Here is a 17,567-nt window from a genome sequence, read left to right on the forward strand (position 1 = left end):
CGATGACTCGCGGCAAATGGTTGGCCGTCCTGTGCCTGGTGCCCTTCACACTGTTCTTTATCGTATTCGAGATCGCCCCGCTGACCTGGGTGATGATCAACAGCCTGCAATCGGAAGAATTTGGCTGGGGAATTGAAAACTTCACGAAAATATTCAATTCGAAGTTCTATTTGCAGGCGATCCAGTACAGCCTCGAGATCAGTTTCTGGTCCAGTGTGTTCGGCATCATCATTGCAGTGCTCGGCGCCTATTCCCTACGTCGGGTCGACTCGAAACTGCGCAACTTCGTCAACTCCTTCGCCAACATGACCAGCAACTTCGCCGGCGTGCCCCTGGCCTTTGCGTTCATCATTCTGCTGGGCTTCAACGGCAGCTTCACCATCATGCTCAAGCAGGCCGGGATCATTCAGGATTTCAACCTGTACTCGAAAACCGGGCTGATCATTCTCTACACCTACTTCCAGATTCCCCTTGGCGTTCTGCTGCTCTACCCCGCCTTCGACGCGCTGCGTGAGGACTGGCGTGAGTCCGCGGAATTGCTCGGCGCCAACGGCTGGCAGTTCTGGCGACACATCGGTTTGCCAGTACTGACGCCGGCGCTGCTCGGCACCTTCGTGATCCTCCTGGCCAACGCCCTCGGCGCCTACGCCACGGTCTATGCGCTGACCACCGGGAACTTCAACGTGCTGCCGATCCGCATCGCCGCCATGGTGTCCGGAGACATTTCCCTGGACCCGAACCTCGCCAGTGCCCTGGCCGTAGTGCTGGTGGCGTTGATGACCCTGGTGACCGTCGTGCATCAGTTGCTGTTGAAGAGGAGCTACCATGTCTCGCGCTGAACTGGGCCCCGTCGGTGTCTACCACCGGGTCGTGGTGTATTTGCTGTTTGCCATTCTGTTGCTACCGCTGGCCGGGACGTTGATTTACTCGATCGCCAGCAGCTGGTCGGCGACCGTTCTGCCCAGCGGTTTTACCTTGAAGTGGTACATCCAGCTGTGGAGCGATCCGCGTTTTCTGCACGCGTTCGGGCAGTCGCTGTTGGTCTGCGTCGGTTCGCTGATTTTGTCGGTGGTGCTGATTTTACCGCTGCTGTTTGTGGTGCATTACCACTTCCCGAAACTCGACGCGCTGATGAATATCCTGATCCTGCTGCCCTTCGCGGTGCCACCGGTGGTGTCGTCGGTAGGCCTGTTGCAGCTTTACGGCTCGGGGCCGTTCGCAATGGTCGGGACGCCGTGGATTCTGATCGGTTGCTACTTCACCGTGGCGCTGCCGTTCATGTACCGGGCAATCACTAACAACCTGCAAGCGATCAATCTGAGCGACCTGATGGACTCCGCCCAACTGCTCGGCGCCAGCACCTGGCAAGCTGCGTTCCTGGTGGTGTTGCCGAACCTGCGCAAGGGTTTGATGGTGGCATTGCTGCTGTCGTTCTCGTTCCTGTTCGGTGAGTTTGTATTCGCCAACATCCTTGTCGGAACGCGCTACGAAACCCTGCAGGTCTACCTCAACAACATGCGCAACAGCAGCGGCCACTTCACCAGTGCGCTGGTGATTTCCTACTTCTTCTTCGTGCTGGTTCTGACCTGGGCGGCCAATATCTTGAACAAGGACAAAAGCGAATGAGCTATGTCAGCGTCCAACACCTACAGAAAAACTACGCGGGCACCACCGTATTCAGCGACATCAACTGCGAGATTAAAAAGGGCGAGTTCGTCACCCTCCTTGGCCCGTCCGGTTGCGGTAAATCCACACTGCTGCGCTGCATCGCCGGCCTGACCTCGGTGGACGGTGGACATATTCTGCTCGACGGTGTCGACCTCGTTCCACTGAGCCCGCAAAAACGCGGGATCGGCATGGTCTTCCAGAGTTACGCTCTGTTCCCGAACATGACCGTGGAACAGAACGTCGCCTTCGGATTGCGCATGCAGAAGGTCAACGCCGACGACAGCCAAAAGCGCGTCGCCGAAGTGCTGAAACTGGTGGAACTCAACGACTTTGCTTCCCGCTATCCGCATCAACTCTCCGGCGGCCAATGCCAGCGTGTCGCGCTCGCGCGCTCTTTGGTGACCCGGCCTCGGCTTTTACTGCTGGATGAACCGCTGTCGGCCCTCGATGCGCGGATTCGTAAGCACCTGCGCGACCAGATCCGTCAGATCCAGCGCGAACTGGGCCTGACCACAATCTTCGTCACACACGATCAGGAAGAAGCGCTGACCATGTCTGACCGGATTTTCCTGATGAATCAGGGAAAAATCGTACAAAGCGGCGACGCCGAAACCCTTTACACCGCGCCAGTGGATGTTTTTGCCGCCGGCTTCATCGGTAACTACAACCTGTTGGACGCCGAAAGCGCAACCAAGCTGCTGCAACGGCCGATCACCCACCGCATTGCGATTCGCCCGGAAGCCATCGAACTGAGCCTCAACGGCGAGCTCGACGCGCAAGTGCGCAGTCACAGCCTGCTGGGCAACGTGATTCGCTACCGGGTCGAAGCCCGGGGCGTGGAGTTGGTGGTGGATGTGCTGAACCGCTCGGCGGCCGATCTGCATCCCGATGGTCAGCGCCTGGCGCTTTCCATCGATCCAACGGCCCTCCGTGAGGTAGCCTGATGTCCTTGCTGATGTTGAAGAGAGAACTGCACTGATGGCCCTGGCAATTTTTGATCTGGACGAAACCCTGATCCACGGCGACTGCGCCACCCTCTGGAGCGAACAGATGGGCCGGCTCGGCTGGGTCGATCCCGAATCGTTCATGCGGCAGAACAACGATCTGATGGACGCCTACAGCCACGGCAAGTTGCGGATGGAGGACTACATGACCTTCAGCCTGGAGCCGATGATCGGGCGCACACCGGAAGAGGTCGACCATTTGGTGGGGCCTTGGGTGGAAGACTTCATCGAGCCGATCATCTTCAGCGACGCGACCAAAGCCATCGCGGCTCACCGCAAGGCTGGCGACCGGATTCTGGTGATATCGGCGTCAGGCACACACCTGGTCCGACCGATTGCCGACCGCTTGGGCATTGATGAAATTCTCGCCATCGAGCTGGAAGTGATTCACGGGGTCTATAGCGGCCATACCGTTGGCACCCTGACCTACCGTGAAGGCAAGATCACACGCTTGCTGGAATGGCTGGATGCCGAAGAAGAAAACCTGGAAGGCGCGAGTTTTTATTCCGACTCACGGAATGATTTGCCATTGTTGCTAAAGGTGGATTTCCCACACGTGGTGAATCCGGATGCGGTGTTACTTGAGCACGCTGAAAAAGCCGGCTGGCCGATCCATCTCTGGAAGTAACCGAGATCCCTGTAGGAGCGAGCTTGCTCGCGATGGACGTGAACGATAACGCGTGCTGCCTGGTAAAATGCGCCGCCTTCAAATTCATCGCGAGCAAGCTCGCTCCTACAAGGGTCAGGTCAGGCTTTCGTCGATCACCAACACCAACTTCCCCGCCACCTTATTGGTCGCCAATTCAGCGAACGCCGCTTCCGCGTCCTTGATCGGAAAAGTCTTGGCCAGTTGCGGGCTCAAACGCCCTTCGGCAAACAGTGGCCAGACATGCTGACTGAGGTCGCTGAACAAATCCGCCTTGAACTGCTCGTCGCGGCTGCGCAGGGTCGAACCCAACAATTGCACGCGCTTGGCCAGCACCTGCGCCAGGTCCAGCTTCGCCTCACGCCCCCCCATCAGGCCGATCAATACCCAACGACCATCGCGGGCCAACAGTTTCAGATTCAGCGCGGCATAGTTACCGCCGACAGGGTCAAGAATCACATCGAACGGCCCCAGGTCGCTCAAGCTTTCCAGATCCCCGGTGCGCACTGCACCGCCCTGCGCTCCCAGCGCTTCGCAGTAAGCCAAACGCTCGGCGGAACCGACGCTGACCCAGCACGGGTTGCCGAACGCCTTGCACAGCTGAATGGCAGCTGAACCAATTCCACTTGCTCCGGCATGCAGAAGAACTTTCTCTCCCGGTTTGAGCGCAGCCAGTTGAAACAAATTCAACCAAACGGTTGCGTACACTTCCGGAAGCGCCGCCGCTTCGGCCAACGACATTTCGTCGGGAACCGGCAACACATGCCGTCCGTCGACAACCACTTCCTCGGCCATCCCGCCCCCGGCCAGTAAGGCGCAGACCCGATCACCGACCCGCCAGGACGAGCCAGGACCCACCTCGCTGATCACCCCCGAACACTCAAGACCCAGCACCTGACTGGCTCCCGGCGGTGGTGGATAAAGGCCTGCCTTCTGTAACAAATCGGCCCGATTGAGCCCCGCTGCCGCCACACGGATCCGAACTTGTCCTACATCACACGCAGGACTCGGCTCTTCAACCCACGCCACTTGACCGTCAACGCCTTGCAATGCTTTCACAGTGCCTCCATAGTGAGTCTGGACTGAGCCCGTAGCGGTAGCGCCGGGCTTTCTTGCATTATGTGACCGGCCCTTTGGGGAACCGGCGACTTCAAAGACGGCCTAATATGCGTGATCAATTGTCCCCGCGTCGAATCAGCATGAAGCATCTGTTCCCAAGCACCGCCCTCGCCCTGTTCATTGGTATCGGCCTGATGCCGATGTCGAGCAATACGTTCGCAGCCAATAGCTGGGACAAGCTTCAGCCTGATCGTGACGAAGTGATCGCCAGCCTGAACGTTGTCGAGTTGCTCAAGCGCCATCACTACAGCAAGCCGCCGCTTGATGACGCGCGCTCGGTGATCATCTACGACAGCTACCTCAAGCTGCTGGATCCGTCGCGCAGCTACTTCATGGCCAGCGACATTGCCGAATTCGACAAGTGGAAAACCCAGTTCGACGACTTCCTCAAAAGCGGCGACCTGAACGCCGGGTTCACCATCTACAAGCGCTACCTGGACCGCGTCAAAGCGCGTCTGGACTTCGCCCTTGTGGAGCTGAACAAGGGCGTCGACAAAATGGACTTCACCACCAAGGAAACCTTGCTGATCGATCGCAAGGATGCCCCTTGGCTCAAGTCCACCGCCGAACTGGACGACCTGTGGCGCAAACGCGTCAAGGACGAAGTCCTGCGGATGAAAATCGCCGGCAAAGATTCCAAGCAGATTCAGGAAACGCTGACCAAGCGCTACAAAAATCAGCTGACGCGTCTGGACCAGACCCGTCCGGAAGACATCTTCCAGGCATACATCAACACCTTCGCGATGTCCTACGACCCGCACACCAACTATCTGTCTCCGGATAACGCGGAAAACTTCGACATCAACATGAGCCTGTCCCTCGAGGGCATCGGCGCCGTGTTGCAGAGCGATAACGACCAGGTGAAAGTCGTGCGTCTGGTGCCGGCAGGCCCCGCCGACAAGACCAAGCAAGTCGCACCGGCCGACAAGATCATCGGCGTTGCCCAGGGCAACAAAGAGATGGTCGATGTGGTCGGCTGGCGTCTGGACGAGGTGGTCAAGCTGATCCGTGGTCCGAAAGGCACCGTGGTACGCCTGGAAGTGATCCCGGCCAGCAACGCGCCGAACGATCAGACCACCAAGATCGTCCCGATCACCCGTGAAGCGGTGAAGCTTGAAGACCAGGCAGTGAAAAAGTCGGTCCTCAACCTGAAACAGGACGGCAAGGATTACAAGCTCGGCATCATCGAGATCCCGGCCTTCTACCTGGACTTCAAGGCCTTCCGTGCCGGTGATCCGGACTACAAGAGCACCACTCGCGACGTCAAGAAGCTGCTGACAGAGTTGCAGAAAGACAAGGTCGACGGCGTGGTCATCGACCTGCGCAACAACGGCGGCGGCTCCTTGCAGGAAGCCACCGAGCTGACCAGCTTGTTCATCGACAAAGGGCCGACCGTGCTCGTGCGTAACGCCGATGGCCGCGTCGATGTGCTGGAAGATGAAAACCCGGGTGCGTTCTATAAAGGCCCGATGGCATTGCTGGTCAACCGCTTGTCCGCCTCGGCTTCGGAAATTTTTGCCGGCGCCATGCAGGACTACCACCGCGCGCTGATCATTGGCGGCCAGACCTTCGGTAAAGGCACCGTGCAGACCATTCAGCCGTTGAACCACGGCGAACTGAAACTGACCCTGGCCAAGTTCTACCGGGTTTCCGGCCAGAGCACCCAGCATCAGGGCGTACTGCCGGACATCGACTACCCGTCAATCATCGACACCAAGGAAATCGGTGAAAGCGCCCTGCCGGAAGCCATGCCGTGGGACACCATCAAGGCGGCCATCAAGCCGGCGGTCGATCCGTTCAAGCCGTACATCGCGCAACTCAAGTCCGAGCATGACGCGCGTTCAGCCAAAGACGCCGAGTTCGTGTTCATCCGTGACAAGCTGGCGCTGGCGCAGAAACTGATGGAAGAAAAAACCGTCAGCCTCAACGAAGCCGATCGCCGTGCGCAGCATGCCGACATCGAAGCCAAGCAGCTGGCCATGGAGAATATCCGTCGCAAGGCCAAGGGTGAAGAGCCGCTCAAAGAGCTGAAGAAAGAAGACGAAGACGCCATCGCGGCCGAGCCGGACCAGACCAAACCAGAAGACGACGCCTACCTGAGCGAAACAGGCCGGATTCTGTTGGACTACCTGAAACTCAACACCGCGGTAGCCAAGCACTAAGTTGTTACAAGCAAGGTGATGGCAATTTAATGCTGACTCTCCCCTGAGCGTCATTAAACAGTCATCATTCTGTCGTGAAATAAGGGACTGGGAGCTTTTTGCTCCCGGTCCTTTTTTTATCGCCAGAGAAAGCTATGACCACGACAGAACAGCTGAGTGCCTTGAGTTCCATACTGGCTCAAAGCGGCTTGCACAGCCTGTTCCAGCCGATCATTTCCCTCTCTGAAAGACGCATCGTCGGTTACGAAGCCCTCAGTCGCGGCCCTTCCAACAGTCCGCTGCACTCCCCTATCGCGCTGTTCGCCGTGGCCCGTCAGGCGGGGCGTCTCAGTGAGCTGGAAATTGCTTGTCGCGAGAGTGCTTGCCGGCGCTTCAGTGAGCAGCAACTGCCCGGCAAGCTGTTTCTTAACGTCTCGCCGGAATCGCTGCTTGAAGCCAGTCACCAACCCGGTCGCACCCTGCAACTGCTGCAGGATTTCGGCATACCGCCTAGCCAGGTGGTGATCGAACTCACCGAACAGACCCCGACCGATGATTTCCAGCTGCTGCAAAATGCACTGCATCACTATCGAGCGATGGGGTTTTCCATCGCACTGGATGATCTGGGCGCGGGTTATTCGAGCCTGCGACTCTGGTCCGAATTGCGGCCGGACTACGTGAAGATCGACCGACACTTCATCGACGGTATTCACCAGGATGCCCTCAAGCGTGAGTTCGTCGGCTCGATCCTGCAAATTGCCAAAGCCTCTCGGGCGCAAGTCATCGCCGAAGGCATCGAGTTGCCGGAAGAACTCGCGGTGCTGACCGACATGGGCGTCGATCTGGTCCAGGGCTATTTGCTCTGTCGGCCCCAAGAGCATCCGCCCAGGGATGCTCGAAACCTGATGCCCAAACACGACAGCACCGCTGTAGCGCTGAACGAGGAAGGCAGCGACCTGAGCGCTCTGCTCAACGACCAACTGGCGGTGCCTCGCGATACGCCGACCGCCACGGTACTGGAAGCCTTCCGCCGTCAGGCCAACCTGAACTCACTGGCGGTGCTTGACGAGCAAGGCCACCCTTGCGGCATCGTCCATCGGCATTCGCTGTCTGACGTCCTGCTGAAGCCATTTGCCACCGACCTGTTTGCCCGCAAGCCTATCAGTCGGTTGATGAGCGATGACTTTCTGGCTGTCGAACTGAGTCAATCGCTGCAACAGGTCAGCCGCCTCATCACCAGTCGCGCTCGACAGCGCATCGAGGAGGATTTCATCATCACCCTCAATGGCGGTTATCTGGGATTGGGTCGGGTCATCGATGTGCTCAAGCTGATTACCGAACTGAAGATCCAGCAGGCCCGCTATGCCAACCCGCTGACCCTGCTTCCCGGTAACGTGCCGATCCAGCAATGCCTGACGCGACTGCTGCAACAGCAACGGGAATCGGTGATCTGCTACGTGGACATCGACAGCTTCAAACCCTTCAACGACATCTACGGCTACGGCCGTGGGGATGAAGTCCTGCTGTGTCTGGCGCAATGTCTGAATGACCGCGTCGATCCGTCCCGCGACTTCGTCGGCCATATCGGCGGCGATGACTTCCTGCTGGTGCTCGGCCCCGAGGACTGGCGCAAACGTTTGAACCAGCTGCTGGACGACTTCCAGAGCCAATGCCGACGTTTCTACCGCAATGAGCACCTGGAAGCCGGCTGCTTCACCGCGCCGAATCGCCAGGGAATGCGGCAGGAGTTTCCGTTACTGTCACTGTCGATTGGCGTGGTGTATTTGCATCCACAATCCTGCGAACAACTTGATGCGAGCCAGCTCGCGGAGATGGCGTCGCAGGCCAAGCACCACGCGAAAAATGTGCCGGGGTATAGCGTGCATGTGATTGATAGTTTGGCGGTGCCAGCTGCCGAGGAAGCGTTGGCCGCCGGGCATCGGTGATTACCGCTCAAAAAGATCGCAGCCTTCGGCAGCTCCTACACCGATCTCCTGTAGGAGCTGCCGAAGGCTGCGATCTTTTGATCTTGCCCTTGCGCCCTGTAATTGGATGGACTCGCCCAAGCCGAGGCGTCAATGCGCCACGGTGGCAGTCTAAACAGCCAACGACAGCGAGGGCGAGTCCATGAAAAATCATAGTTCGATTGATCAATCCCTGTCTTCTTCCGATTTGTCGGCCTGCACAACCTTAGCGGTCGATCTGGCCAAGCAGGTCTTTCAGGTTGCCGGTGAAGATGTCCTCGGCCAGGTGCGCTACGAGCAGCGGATCAAGTCGCGCGAGGCGTTTTATGAGTTTCTCCACAAGTTACCGCCTCATGTCGTGGTTTTGATGGAGACCGGTCCGGGGGCTCAAGCCTGGGCCCGGCAGTTGCAAGAACAAGGCAATCTGGCGCGGATTCTTCCAGCCGGTTTGGTGGCCACGCATCGCAGCGGGCCAAAAAATGATCGCAACGATGCGCTGGCGATTCTGCGGGCTGGTCGCGATGAAAAAATCTGCGCAGTACCGGTCAAAAGCGTCGCGGCGCTGGCAATGCAGGCGTTGCATCGCGCCCGTCAGGGCTATGTGCGTCGGCGCACGGCCGTCAGTAATCAGATGCGCGGCCTGCTGCTCGAGCACGGCGTGGCCTTGGCGCAGGGCGATGTTGCGATCAGCCAGAAAATTCCGCGGGTACTGGAAGATGCTACCCAGCCGGTGCCGGGCCTGCTGCGTGAACTGATCGACGAACTGTTGGCCGAGTGGCGCCATTTGGGCGAGCGCATCAGCGTGCTGACGGGACGCCTGGAAGTGGCCGCCAACGCCGACATGACGGCGAAGCGACTGATGACTGTGCGCGGCATCGGCCCAGTCACGGCCACGGCACTGGTGGCCAAGGAAACCAAGCCTGAGCGATTCCCCAATGCCCGCAAGTTTGCCGCGTACTTTGGCATGGTGCCTGACCAGCACAGCAGCGGGGAGACGGTCCGGCTAGGGGATATGACCAAGCGAGGCGATGTTTATTTACGCAGCCTGATGATCCAGGGAGCCCATGCGGTGCTGCAACAACTACGACCTGATTCCCAGCAACCCGATGACCGCCGCTTGTTGCGCTGGATGAGCCGGCTGGGCCGTAAGGAGGCTGCGATCAGGCTAGCCAACCGCAACCTGCGAATCGTCTGGGTGCTTTTACAGAATGATCAGACTTATCGTCGCCACGCTGGTGATGGCCAGCAAGCGACAATGAGCCACTGAGCGACAGAGTTCTGTCACCGAGGTACTAACTGTCCGACCCTTTGCTGAAAAAAATTGACCCCAGGTAAGACCGGCGTGGATTGATGCCTAAGCTGCTACTGGCCTTCGAGGCCTGACCGTAATCGGCATACCACGAGCTTTTCCAATTTTGGCCAGAAGCCGAAGACGGCTTCCACGAATAGGCCTGATACATAGATGCAACGGGGCGACGGTTTTTCAAAAGCGGGTAGACAGTGGGGGGCGAGTCCATACATAGCAGCTGGCGCAGCCTGCGTTCGGCTGCGCAGCAGTCGCAAACCCCACCTGCACGGTGCACCTGAAACACCGCATGTTCTGATTTTACGACTGCTGCGCAGCCGAACGCAGGCTGCGCCAGCTGCTACAAAACGTGCATATCAGCCAAAATTGCTTAACTGAACCGCATCTGGGAAAGCCACGGCAACTACTCCGAAGCCCGCGCCCTCAACCGCCGCCCAACCACATCCAGCACATCACACCCATCGCGCAACGGAATGGCACAGAGCAAAGCGAAGTCACTGAGAATGAAGGATTCGCACTCGATCGAACCCCGCATCGACAGGTTTTCAAGCACTTGGGTGACGGCACGGATTCGATAGCTGGCCGTGTCATACAAAACATCGAGCGGCACATGGGTATCAACGAATAAAGTCGGCATGTCGTCGCAGTTGCTGGTGAGCGCCATGAAGCGGCTTTCGGGGTGGGGAGTTGGTTTGACATACGGTAAGTCTGAGTGAAGTGTTGGCATATGAGAGCTCCAGAAAATAAAAAGGACGCGCTCCGGTGGTCTTCAGGGTTCCTACTCCCTGCCACTGACTTTGCAGCGGCATGCAGAGACTAGCGACGATAGTCGGATCGAACCAGTTCACGAAAACCGCCGCGACTTGAAGGAAACTTCCGACGACTTTGCCCAGAGATTTCGCCACCCAAACGCAAACGTGGCGGGAGGTTTCCCTCTCGCCACGTTTGATTGTCAGGTAGGCAGGAAATTAATCCGTAGACCCGCGAGCCGCCAGCTCTTTGAGTTTGATCTCGGCTAACGGATGCCCAGCCTTTGCAGCCATCCCCCAGAACCGAGCCGCTTCAGCCGGATCCGGCGCTTTGCTCGGTGTTCCGGCCAGGCTGATCACGCCCACCTGATACGCCGCTTTGCCATCGCCCGCCAACGCCGCCAGGCGCAGCAATCGCACACCTTCCTCACGAGCCCCAAGGCCAACGCCACGAAAGGTCAGGATGTGGCCATAGAAGCTCTGAGCGCCGACATCCCCCAGGTTTGCCATCCGCGCGAATTGGCCTTCAAGCCAGCTCCAGCCTCGGGGCTGACGCACAAACCATGACCAGTGAAACAACCGGCGGGCCAGCCAGTAGCCGGCCCGTGCCTTGAGTCGTAAAAACACTCAGGCCTCCGCCGATTCCGGGTACTCATATTCGAACACCCGCACCACTTCCGAGGCATGCCAGGACGCCGCGGCGATGCCATCGGACGGCCCGGAGAAACGCCCCAGGCGCTCGACGCATTCGAAGAACCCCGTGCGCGGCAAGCGGCTGGCGCCTTGGCTGATCACCAGCGAACTGCGCAAGGGCTGTTCGGCTTTGGCGTCCAGCGCGGCCAGATGCTCAAGGGCAGCCGTCAGCGTTTGCATGGCTGGCGTGGGCAACTGCAAACGCTCCAGCAATGCCCGGTAAGTCAGCAGATGGCGCTGACGGCGCGCCTGATCCAGTTCGCCCAGTAACCCATCCCAATGTTGACGACTGATGCGTACGCTCACGATTCATCCCTCCACCCTGGCACCGTCAACTCCCAGGCCAGGCTTCGGCGAATCGCAGCGTCGGGTTGACGCTCGCCACTTTCGATCAAGGCCAGATAAGACGGGCTGATGCCTACCGTGCGGGCCAGCGCCTCGATGGCGATGCCCTTCCCTTCGCGCAAACTGCGTAGTTGGTCCAGACCTGGAAGAATCTGGTCTGGTGCTGCCGCTTGACGCTCTGGGGCGACCCGCGGCGGTTGCTCATTGATGCCTGCAGCTTTGAGTAGAGCCTGGTACTGAGCCCACGGCAGAACCGCATACTCGGGCTCGCCTTCGCGTGTGATTATCTGAATATCCATGACTTCCCCGTAGGACAACGACACTTAGCGAGTCGGCACTTTTCCCTAGAAGTGTAATCCTAACAGCGGCCAAGGTCGCGGGGGGTATGAATATAGGGACGTTCCTGAGTGGAATCAGGTTTTTTTCGGGCCCTGAAGCTGAAGTTGCTCCAGGGTATCGGGCAAACGTTCGACCACGGCGAGCTTCTCCGGCAGCTGCCGATTGCGCCAGGCTCGGAAGGCGCTGAGTTCGTCGTCGAGGACTTTCATCAGCCAGGCCAGCACGGCGATGTCATCGAGCATGCCAAAAACCGGAATGAAATCCGGAATCGCATCCACCGGACTGAGGAAGTACATCAGGCCTGCGACGACCGATATCATCGCCTTCGGGCTGATGGCCCGGTACTCACCACGCCAGTAGGCAAGGCACAATGCCTGCAACAAGCGCAGGTCGTCTTTCAGCTTACCCAGTCGGTTACCCTGGCTGGCACCTTTGCTGGCCACCGCGAACAACAAGGTAGGCAATCGTCCACGAGCCAACAGGCGTCCGGCCAGAGGCAGGAAACGAGCGAAATTCCAAGGTGCTTTCATCATTCCTCCCGCTGAAATGTTATCCACACAAATTGTGGATAACCTTGTGAACAGAGCTGCATTTCACGGCTGAAAGCCCCGTTTCATAAGGGCTTAACTCAGATCGGGCGTTTTTTACTCATATAAAAAAACCCAAGATTTCATTGACTTGGCGTTCTGACGCGGCTAGCACGAACGTCCTCAATGCTAAGACTGCAGCCTACAACATCCGTTCGCTTTGTTTACCTCTTGCCGAACGCCAGATGCAACAACGCCCCGCATAAAGCGAGGCGTTGTTTTTAGAGCAGATGCGAATTACTTGGCAGCATCGTCTTGTTTTGCCGGATCTTTGATCGCCAGCAGTTCCAGGTCGAATACCAGCACCGAGTTGGCTGGAATCGCCGGGCTTGGGCTTTGCGCGCCATAAGCCAGTTCGCTAGGAATGTACAATTTGTACTTCTCGCCAACGTGCATCAGTTGCAGGCCTTCGACCCAACCCGGAATCACGCCGCTGACTGGCAGATCGATCGGGCTGCCGCGCTCGACGGAGCTGTCGAAAACGGTGCCGTTGGTCAGCTTGCCAGTGTAGTGAACAGTCACGACGTCGGTCGGCTTAGGCTGTGCGCCATCGGCCTTCTTGACCACTTCGTACTGCAGGCCGGAAGCGGTGGTGGTTACACCGGCTTTCTTGGCGTTGTCTTCGAGGAATTTCTTGCCGGCGGCTGCCGACTCTTCGCTCATTTTGGCCATGCGCTCTTCAGCACGCTTTTGCAGTGCTGCGAAGGCTTCGACCAGTTCGTCGTCCTTCAGCTTCTGTTCTTTCTTGCCGACGGCATCTTCGATGCCTTGGGCTACGGCCTTGGAGTCCAGGTCATCCATGCCTTCCTGAGCCAGGCTTTTGCCCATGTTCAGGCCAATGCCGTAGGAAGCTTTTTGCGCCGGAGTTTTCAGCTCTACGCTGGTCTGCGAATCACAACCCGCAAGTACCAGGCTAACCAGGGCTACCGCCGCCGCCAACCGATGCTGTTTCATGCTATTTCCTTGTTCATGCGCCTAAAGGGCAATCGAGTAAAGCCGCGAGCTTATCAGGCGGCCACGACCAATGGCTACCGGCATGAGAGCAGGAAACTTCTGATAAGTTCAGGTGTTTTAACGCATTTCAGGAATCGGATGATGAAGCTTCTGTCATCTTCCCCTCACAGCGACTGATCCCCTATCCCACAACATCTGGCGTAATGGCCACTTGCTGCACCTCTGAGGCTGAGGCATAAAAGAGCGATAAATCGACAAGGATGTTTATCGTGCGCCTCTTGTGCCGCTTGTTAGCTCTGATTGCTGCGCTGCTGGGACTCGGCCTTGGCGTGGTTCTGTACTTCGTCGCCAACCCGAAACTGCCCGCCTGGTCGCCTGCGCAACAGGTGCACTACCTGGAACAATGGAGCGCTGCCGACCGCCAGACTTACTATTTCACGCCTCAGGGCACTCAGGTCAAAGGCTTGCGCTACGACTGGTTCAACGCCCTCGAACTGCCCTTCTCACAACAACGATTCGCCGCGCCCGAATACCTCGCCCGCTTCGGTTTTCTGATTGACCCCAGCCAGCGATCTATACCGAATAACCCTGGCAACCTGCCTGTCGGGTTTGCCCGTCATCAGAACCCTGGCAGCCAGGACGAATTTCTGGACATCACCTGTGCCGCTTGCCACACCGGCGAACTGCGTTTCAATGGCCAGGCCGTACGCATCGACGGCGGCTCGGCGCAGCATGTTCTGCCATCCAGCGTTCCTACGCTTCGCGGTGGCAGTTTCGGGCAAGCACTGGTGGCCAGTCTGACGTCGACTTACTACAACCCGTGGAAATTCGAACGTTTTGCACGCAACGTACTGGGTCAGGATTACGACATCCGCCATCAGCAACTGCGCAAAAACTTCAAGGAATCCCTTGATACTTTCTTGAAGGTGGCCTGGAACGACACCCATCGCGGACTCTACCCGACCGAAGAAGGCCCCGGTCGTACCGATGCATTCGGGCGCATTGCCAATGCCAGTTTCGGCGATGCCATTTCCCCCGCTAACTACCGGGTGGCCAATGCGCCAGTTGATTATCCGCAGTTGTGGGACATGTGGAATTTCGACTGGGTGCAATGGAACGGCTCGGCACAGCAACCCATGGCCCGCAACATCGGTGAAGCCTTGGGCGTAGGCGCCACGCTGAATTTCTTCGACAGTAGCGGGCAGCCACTCAAGGGTGACGACCGTTATCCGTCCAGTGTCCGGGTGCACGATTTACACCTGATCGAACAAACCCTGCAACGACTCAAACCACCCGCCTGGCCGGAGGAACTGCTGGGCGCGATCGATAAACCCCTGGCCGCCAAAGGTCGTGCGCTGTTTACCGAGAACTGCGCTGGCTGCCATGTCCCTCGATCAGTCGAAAGCGATGGGCGCTGGGTGCAACATTTGAAAATGCTGCCTGTGGCGTTCATTGGTACGGACCCTGGCGCGGCCGACAACATCGCCGACCACCGCTTCGACCTCACCGCCCTGCAATGGGATCCGGCAGAACTGGGTCAACTGGATGTGCAATTGCAACCGACACCCACCGAGCTGCTGGATTTGAGCAAGCTGTCATCGGCCAAAGGGCTGGCTTACATCACCGCATTCGTCGAGAACCGCGCTTACCGTGACGCGAACATCCCCGTCGCCGAGCGACCGGCCATGGATGGCTTCGGCCTGCCCATCGGGGTCCGGGAATTGCGCGCCTACAAGGCCCGGCCACTGGCGGGTGTGTGGGCGACCCCACCGTTTCTGCACAACGGCTCGGTGCCGAGTCTCTATCAACTACTCTCGCCCCAGGATGAACGCGCGACCACTTTTTACAAAGGCACGTTCGAGTACAACCCAAGGCACCTGGGGTATCGAACCGAGGCCTTTACCAACGGTTTTGAATTCGACACGCGTATCACCGGCAATCACAACAGCGGCCACGAGTTTCGCGCTGGCAAGCTCGGCAATGGCGTGATCGGTCGCTGGCTGCAACCCGAGGAGCGCTGGGCGCTTCTGGAATACCTGAAAGTATTGGGTGGCCCGCTAGAGGCACAATTGCCATGACGACACTGTGGATGCGTTTTGGCGTCTTCCTTGGCAAAACCCTGCTGTTGTTATTGGGTCTTGGATTGCTCGGCTGGGCGCTGGCGACAACCTGGTTTACCTGGCAGCACCGAGGGCCGGTGTCGGCTGAAGAACTGATTCCGGACGGCGAAGCAGCGATGACTCAGGACGTCATTCAGACCGCCGTGCGCATCGTCGATCAGCACCGTGAAGGCACGCGCTACCTGCGCGATGCACATGCCAAGGCTCACGGGTGTGTGAAGGCCGACGTTCGGGTACTGCCGGAGCTGCCCGATGAGCTGCGTCAGGGTGTATTCAGTGAGCCGGGCAAAACCTGGCAAGCGACGATGCGGCTTTCCAATGGCAATGCTTATCCGCAGTTCGACAGCATCCGCGACGCTCGGGGAATGGCGATCAAATTACTCGATGTGCCTGGCAAACAGCTGCTCGACGATCAAAAAAGCCGTGACGAGCAGGACTTCGTGATGTTCAGCCATCCGAATTTTTTCGTCAGCGATGTCGCTGAGTATCGTCAGAACGTTTCCGCCCAGGCTGACGGCGAGACGTTGATGGCGTTCTTCCCCGGCTGGGACCCGCGGACCTGGCAGGTTCGACACCTGTTCATCGCGCTGGCGACCCTCTCCCCCGCCCCGGAAAGCCCGACGCGGACGACCTACTTTTCGGTTTCGCCCTACAAATTCGGTGAAGCCAATGCCAAGTTCCGGGTAATGCCGGATCCTGACAGTTGCCCGACCTACACCCTGCCGGCGCAAAACCAGAAGTTGCCGAATTTCCTGCGCAATGCCCTGAACCAGCAGCTGTCGACAGATCGGGTACCTGCGTGTTTCGTCCTGCAGATCCAGCGGCAGGATCCGCGCAAGTACATGCCGATCGAGGACACCAGCATCGAATGGAGAGAAAGTGACGCACCGTTCGAGACGGTGGCGCGGATCAATGTGCCGGCCCAGGACTTCGATACGCCGGCACTGAACGTGCAATGCGACAACCAGTCGTTCAATCCCTGGTTCGGTCTGGAGGCTCATCGGCCAATTGGCGGGATCAATCGCTTGCGCAAAGCGGCATACGAAGCGGTCAGCGATTACCGCCACAGTCGCAACGCTGAACAGTAAGCAGGTAAAACGCGATCTGTAACAGCTGGCGGGGCCTGCGTCCGGCTGTAGCAGCTGTCGAGGTACGAGGCTGCGTGGGCTGCGCAGCGGCCCTCGAGGGCGGTCCTGCGGACACGCAACGCAGCCTCGTACCTCGACAGCTGCTACAAGGGGCGTATTTCGCCTGAATGGGTCGCTTTTCATGGGAAAAGCCAAATCCCGGACAGCAAAAAGCCCGCATTAAGCGGGCTTTCTGTGTGGTGACCTGGCGTTCAGCGTTCCAGATTACCGAATATGGCGCAGCGGACGGGACTCGAACCCGCGACCCCCGGCGTGACAGGCCGGTATTCTAACCGACTGAACTACCGCTGCGCGTAACATTGAAAGTAGTGGTGGGTGATGACGGGATCGAACCGCCGACATTCTGCTTGTAAGGCAGACGCTCTCCCAGCTGAGCTAATCACCCTTTACCTTCGTTGCGGGGCGCATTGTGCCACAGATTTTCATAACGTGTTGATTTAATTGATATATTTATCAAAAAAACCTGAAAACCAGCAAAACAATACATCCTGCAGGAACTACGGACAGAAAAAAACCCGCGTTAGCGGGCTTTTCCGTGGTGACCTGGCGTTCAGCGTTCCAGGTTACCGAATATGGCGCAGCGGACGGGACTCGAACCCGCGACCCCCGGCGTGACAGGCCGGTATTCTAACCGACTGAACTACCGCTGCGCGTAACACTAAAGCGAATGGTGGGTGATGACGGGATCGAACCGCCGACATTCTGCTTGTAAGGCAGACGCTCTCCCAGCTGAGCTAATCACCCTTCACTTTCGGTGTGGCGCGCATTCTACGGAGCGCCCCCA

General features: G+C 58.3%; 16 protein-coding genes and 4 tRNA genes. 9 read left to right on the top strand and 11 right to left on the bottom strand.

Annotated elements, in window-relative coordinates:
- The first annotated feature begins 2 nt into the window (after nt 1-2).
- From JFU37_RS05200 to JFU37_RS05215, 4 genes are read left to right on the top strand one after another with little or no spacing between them, the layout of a single operon-like run.
- Nucleotides 3-839, top strand: a complete 837-nt coding sequence (locus JFU37_RS05200; RefSeq protein WP_207201499.1) for an ABC transporter permease — start codon at nt 3-5, stop codon at nt 837-839.
- Nucleotides 826-1,626 carry an ABC transporter permease gene (locus tag JFU37_RS05205; protein WP_201113630.1) on the top strand — a complete coding sequence of 267 codons (801 nt, stop codon included), beginning with the start codon at nt 826-828 and terminating at the stop codon, nt 1,624-1,626. Before JFU37_RS05200 ends, JFU37_RS05205 begins: the two co-directional genes overlap by 14 nt.
- Complete coding sequence (locus JFU37_RS05210; protein ID WP_201113632.1) at nt 1,623-2,612, top strand: ABC transporter ATP-binding protein; 990 nt, start codon at nt 1,623-1,625, stop codon at nt 2,610-2,612. Before JFU37_RS05205 ends, JFU37_RS05210 begins: the two co-directional genes overlap by 4 nt.
- A gap of 34 nt (nt 2,613-2,646) precedes the next feature.
- Nucleotides 2,647-3,300, top strand: coding sequence for an HAD family hydrolase (locus JFU37_RS05215; RefSeq protein WP_201113634.1), 654 nt, complete (start codon nt 2,647-2,649; stop codon nt 3,298-3,300).
- A 114-nt stretch (nt 3,301-3,414) separates the two neighbouring features.
- Here JFU37_RS05215 and JFU37_RS05220 read toward each other — a convergent pair whose 3' ends face one another.
- A complete protein-coding gene (locus JFU37_RS05220) occupies nt 3,415-4,377 on the bottom strand; it encodes a zinc-binding dehydrogenase (protein ID WP_201113636.1) in 963 nt (320 codons plus the stop codon).
- 140 nt (nt 4,378-4,517) lie between these two features.
- On the opposite strand from JFU37_RS05220, the gene JFU37_RS05225 reads away from it, so the two are divergent.
- The 3 genes from JFU37_RS05225 to JFU37_RS05235 all read left to right on the top strand — a co-directional run bounded on the left by JFU37_RS05225 (nt 4,518) and on the right by JFU37_RS05235 (nt 9,809).
- The gene (locus JFU37_RS05225; RefSeq protein WP_201116414.1) at nt 4,518-6,599 is read left to right on the top strand and encodes a carboxy terminal-processing peptidase; all 2,082 of its coding nucleotides are present in this window, start codon (nt 4,518-4,520) and stop codon (nt 6,597-6,599) included.
- Between the two features lie 134 nt (nt 6,600-6,733).
- Nucleotides 6,734-8,524 (top strand): bifunctional diguanylate cyclase/phosphodiesterase, encoded by a 1,791-nt coding sequence (locus tag JFU37_RS05230; protein ID WP_201113638.1) that lies wholly within the window; start codon nt 6,734-6,736, stop codon nt 8,522-8,524.
- 226 nt (nt 8,525-8,750) lie between these two features.
- Entirely contained in the window at nt 8,751-9,809 is a 1,059-nt protein-coding gene (locus tag JFU37_RS05235) for an IS110 family transposase (RefSeq protein ID WP_201116416.1), read from the top strand.
- A gap of 442 nt (nt 9,810-10,251) precedes the next feature.
- On the opposite strand, the gene JFU37_RS05240 is transcribed toward JFU37_RS05235, so the two are convergent.
- The 6 genes from JFU37_RS05240 to JFU37_RS05265 all read right to left on the bottom strand — a co-directional run bounded on the left by JFU37_RS05240 (nt 10,252) and on the right by JFU37_RS05265 (nt 13,515).
- On the bottom strand, nt 10,252-10,575 hold the full coding sequence (locus tag JFU37_RS05240) for a hypothetical protein (RefSeq protein WP_201113640.1): 324 nt from the start codon (nt 10,573-10,575) through the stop codon (nt 10,252-10,254).
- 241 nt (nt 10,576-10,816) lie between these two features.
- Nucleotides 10,817-11,224 carry a sel1 repeat family protein gene (locus JFU37_RS05245; RefSeq protein ID WP_201113642.1) on the bottom strand — a complete coding sequence of 136 codons (408 nt, stop codon included), beginning with the start codon at nt 11,222-11,224 and terminating at the stop codon, nt 10,817-10,819.
- Nucleotides 11,225-11,596 (bottom strand): hypothetical protein, encoded by a 372-nt coding sequence (locus tag JFU37_RS05250; protein ID WP_059401930.1) that lies wholly within the window; start codon nt 11,594-11,596, stop codon nt 11,225-11,227.
- Nucleotides 11,593-11,934 (bottom strand): helix-turn-helix domain-containing protein, encoded by a 342-nt coding sequence (locus JFU37_RS05255; protein WP_201113644.1) that lies wholly within the window; start codon nt 11,932-11,934, stop codon nt 11,593-11,595. Before JFU37_RS05255 ends, JFU37_RS05250 begins: the two co-directional genes overlap by 4 nt.
- A gap of 114 nt (nt 11,935-12,048) precedes the next feature.
- On the bottom strand, nt 12,049-12,504 hold the full coding sequence (locus JFU37_RS05260; RefSeq protein WP_201113646.1) for a YkvA family protein: 456 nt from the start codon (nt 12,502-12,504) through the stop codon (nt 12,049-12,051).
- A gap of 294 nt (nt 12,505-12,798) precedes the next feature.
- Nucleotides 12,799-13,515, bottom strand: coding sequence for an FKBP-type peptidyl-prolyl cis-trans isomerase (locus tag JFU37_RS05265; protein ID WP_201113648.1), 717 nt, complete (start codon nt 13,513-13,515; stop codon nt 12,799-12,801).
- A gap of 269 nt (nt 13,516-13,784) precedes the next feature.
- Here JFU37_RS05265 and JFU37_RS05270 point away from each other — a divergent pair, with 269 nt between their 5' ends.
- A complete protein-coding gene (locus JFU37_RS05270) occupies nt 13,785-15,593 on the top strand; it encodes a di-heme-cytochrome C peroxidase (protein ID WP_201113650.1) in 1,809 nt (602 codons plus the stop codon).
- Complete coding sequence (locus tag JFU37_RS05275) at nt 15,590-16,723, top strand: catalase family protein (protein ID WP_201113652.1); 1,134 nt, start codon at nt 15,590-15,592, stop codon at nt 16,721-16,723. Before JFU37_RS05270 ends, JFU37_RS05275 begins: the two co-directional genes overlap by 4 nt.
- A gap of 274 nt (nt 16,724-16,997) precedes the next feature.
- Here the strand turns inward: JFU37_RS05275 and JFU37_RS05280 are convergent.
- The 4 genes from JFU37_RS05280 to JFU37_RS05295 form a co-directional block, all read right to left on the bottom strand.
- Nucleotides 16,998-17,074, bottom strand: a tRNA-Asp gene (locus tag JFU37_RS05280).
- Nucleotides 17,075-17,092: 18 nt separating this feature from the next.
- Nucleotides 17,093-17,168, bottom strand: a tRNA-Val gene (locus JFU37_RS05285).
- Nucleotides 17,169-17,356: 188 nt separating this feature from the next.
- A tRNA-Asp gene (locus JFU37_RS05290) sits at nt 17,357-17,433 on the bottom strand.
- A gap of 18 nt (nt 17,434-17,451) precedes the next feature.
- Nucleotides 17,452-17,527: transfer RNA gene (locus JFU37_RS05295), tRNA-Val, on the bottom strand.
- Nucleotides 17,528-17,567: the final 40 nt, after the last annotated feature.

Origin of the sequence: Pseudomonas sp. TH41 (genome assembly GCF_016650695.1) — a bacterium.
In the GTDB taxonomy this organism is placed as follows: Bacteria; Pseudomonadota; Gammaproteobacteria; order Pseudomonadales; family Pseudomonadaceae; genus Aquipseudomonas.

Bases quoted from the DNA above. Each gene is read 5' to 3' on its own strand.
- JFU37_RS05260 (WP_201113646.1), bottom strand. From the start codon at position 12,504: ATGAAAGCACCTTGGAATTTCGCTCGTTTCCTGCCTCTGGCCGGACGC.
- JFU37_RS05240 (WP_201113640.1), bottom strand. From the start codon at position 10,575: ATGCCAACACTTCACTCAGACTTACCGTATGTCAAACCAACTCCCCAC.
- JFU37_RS05225 (WP_201116414.1), top strand. From the start codon at position 4,518: ATGAAGCATCTGTTCCCAAGCACCGCCCTCGCCCTGTTCATTGGTATC.
- JFU37_RS05205 (WP_201113630.1), top strand. From the start codon at position 826: ATGTCTCGCGCTGAACTGGGCCCCGTCGGTGTCTACCACCGGGTCGTG.
- JFU37_RS05215 (WP_201113634.1), top strand. From the start codon at position 2,647: ATGGCCCTGGCAATTTTTGATCTGGACGAAACCCTGATCCACGGCGAC.
- JFU37_RS05275 (WP_201113652.1), top strand. From the start codon at position 15,590: ATGACGACACTGTGGATGCGTTTTGGCGTCTTCCTTGGCAAAACCCTG.
- JFU37_RS05255 (WP_201113644.1), bottom strand. From the start codon at position 11,934: ATGGATATTCAGATAATCACACGCGAAGGCGAGCCCGAGTATGCGGTT.
- JFU37_RS05265 (WP_201113648.1), bottom strand. From the start codon at position 13,515: ATGAAACAGCATCGGTTGGCGGCGGCGGTAGCCCTGGTTAGCCTGGTA.
- JFU37_RS05230 (WP_201113638.1), top strand. From the start codon at position 6,734: ATGACCACGACAGAACAGCTGAGTGCCTTGAGTTCCATACTGGCTCAA.
- JFU37_RS05200 (WP_207201499.1), top strand. From the start codon at position 3: ATGACTCGCGGCAAATGGTTGGCCGTCCTGTGCCTGGTGCCCTTCACA.
- JFU37_RS05210 (WP_201113632.1), top strand. From the start codon at position 1,623: ATGAGCTATGTCAGCGTCCAACACCTACAGAAAAACTACGCGGGCACC.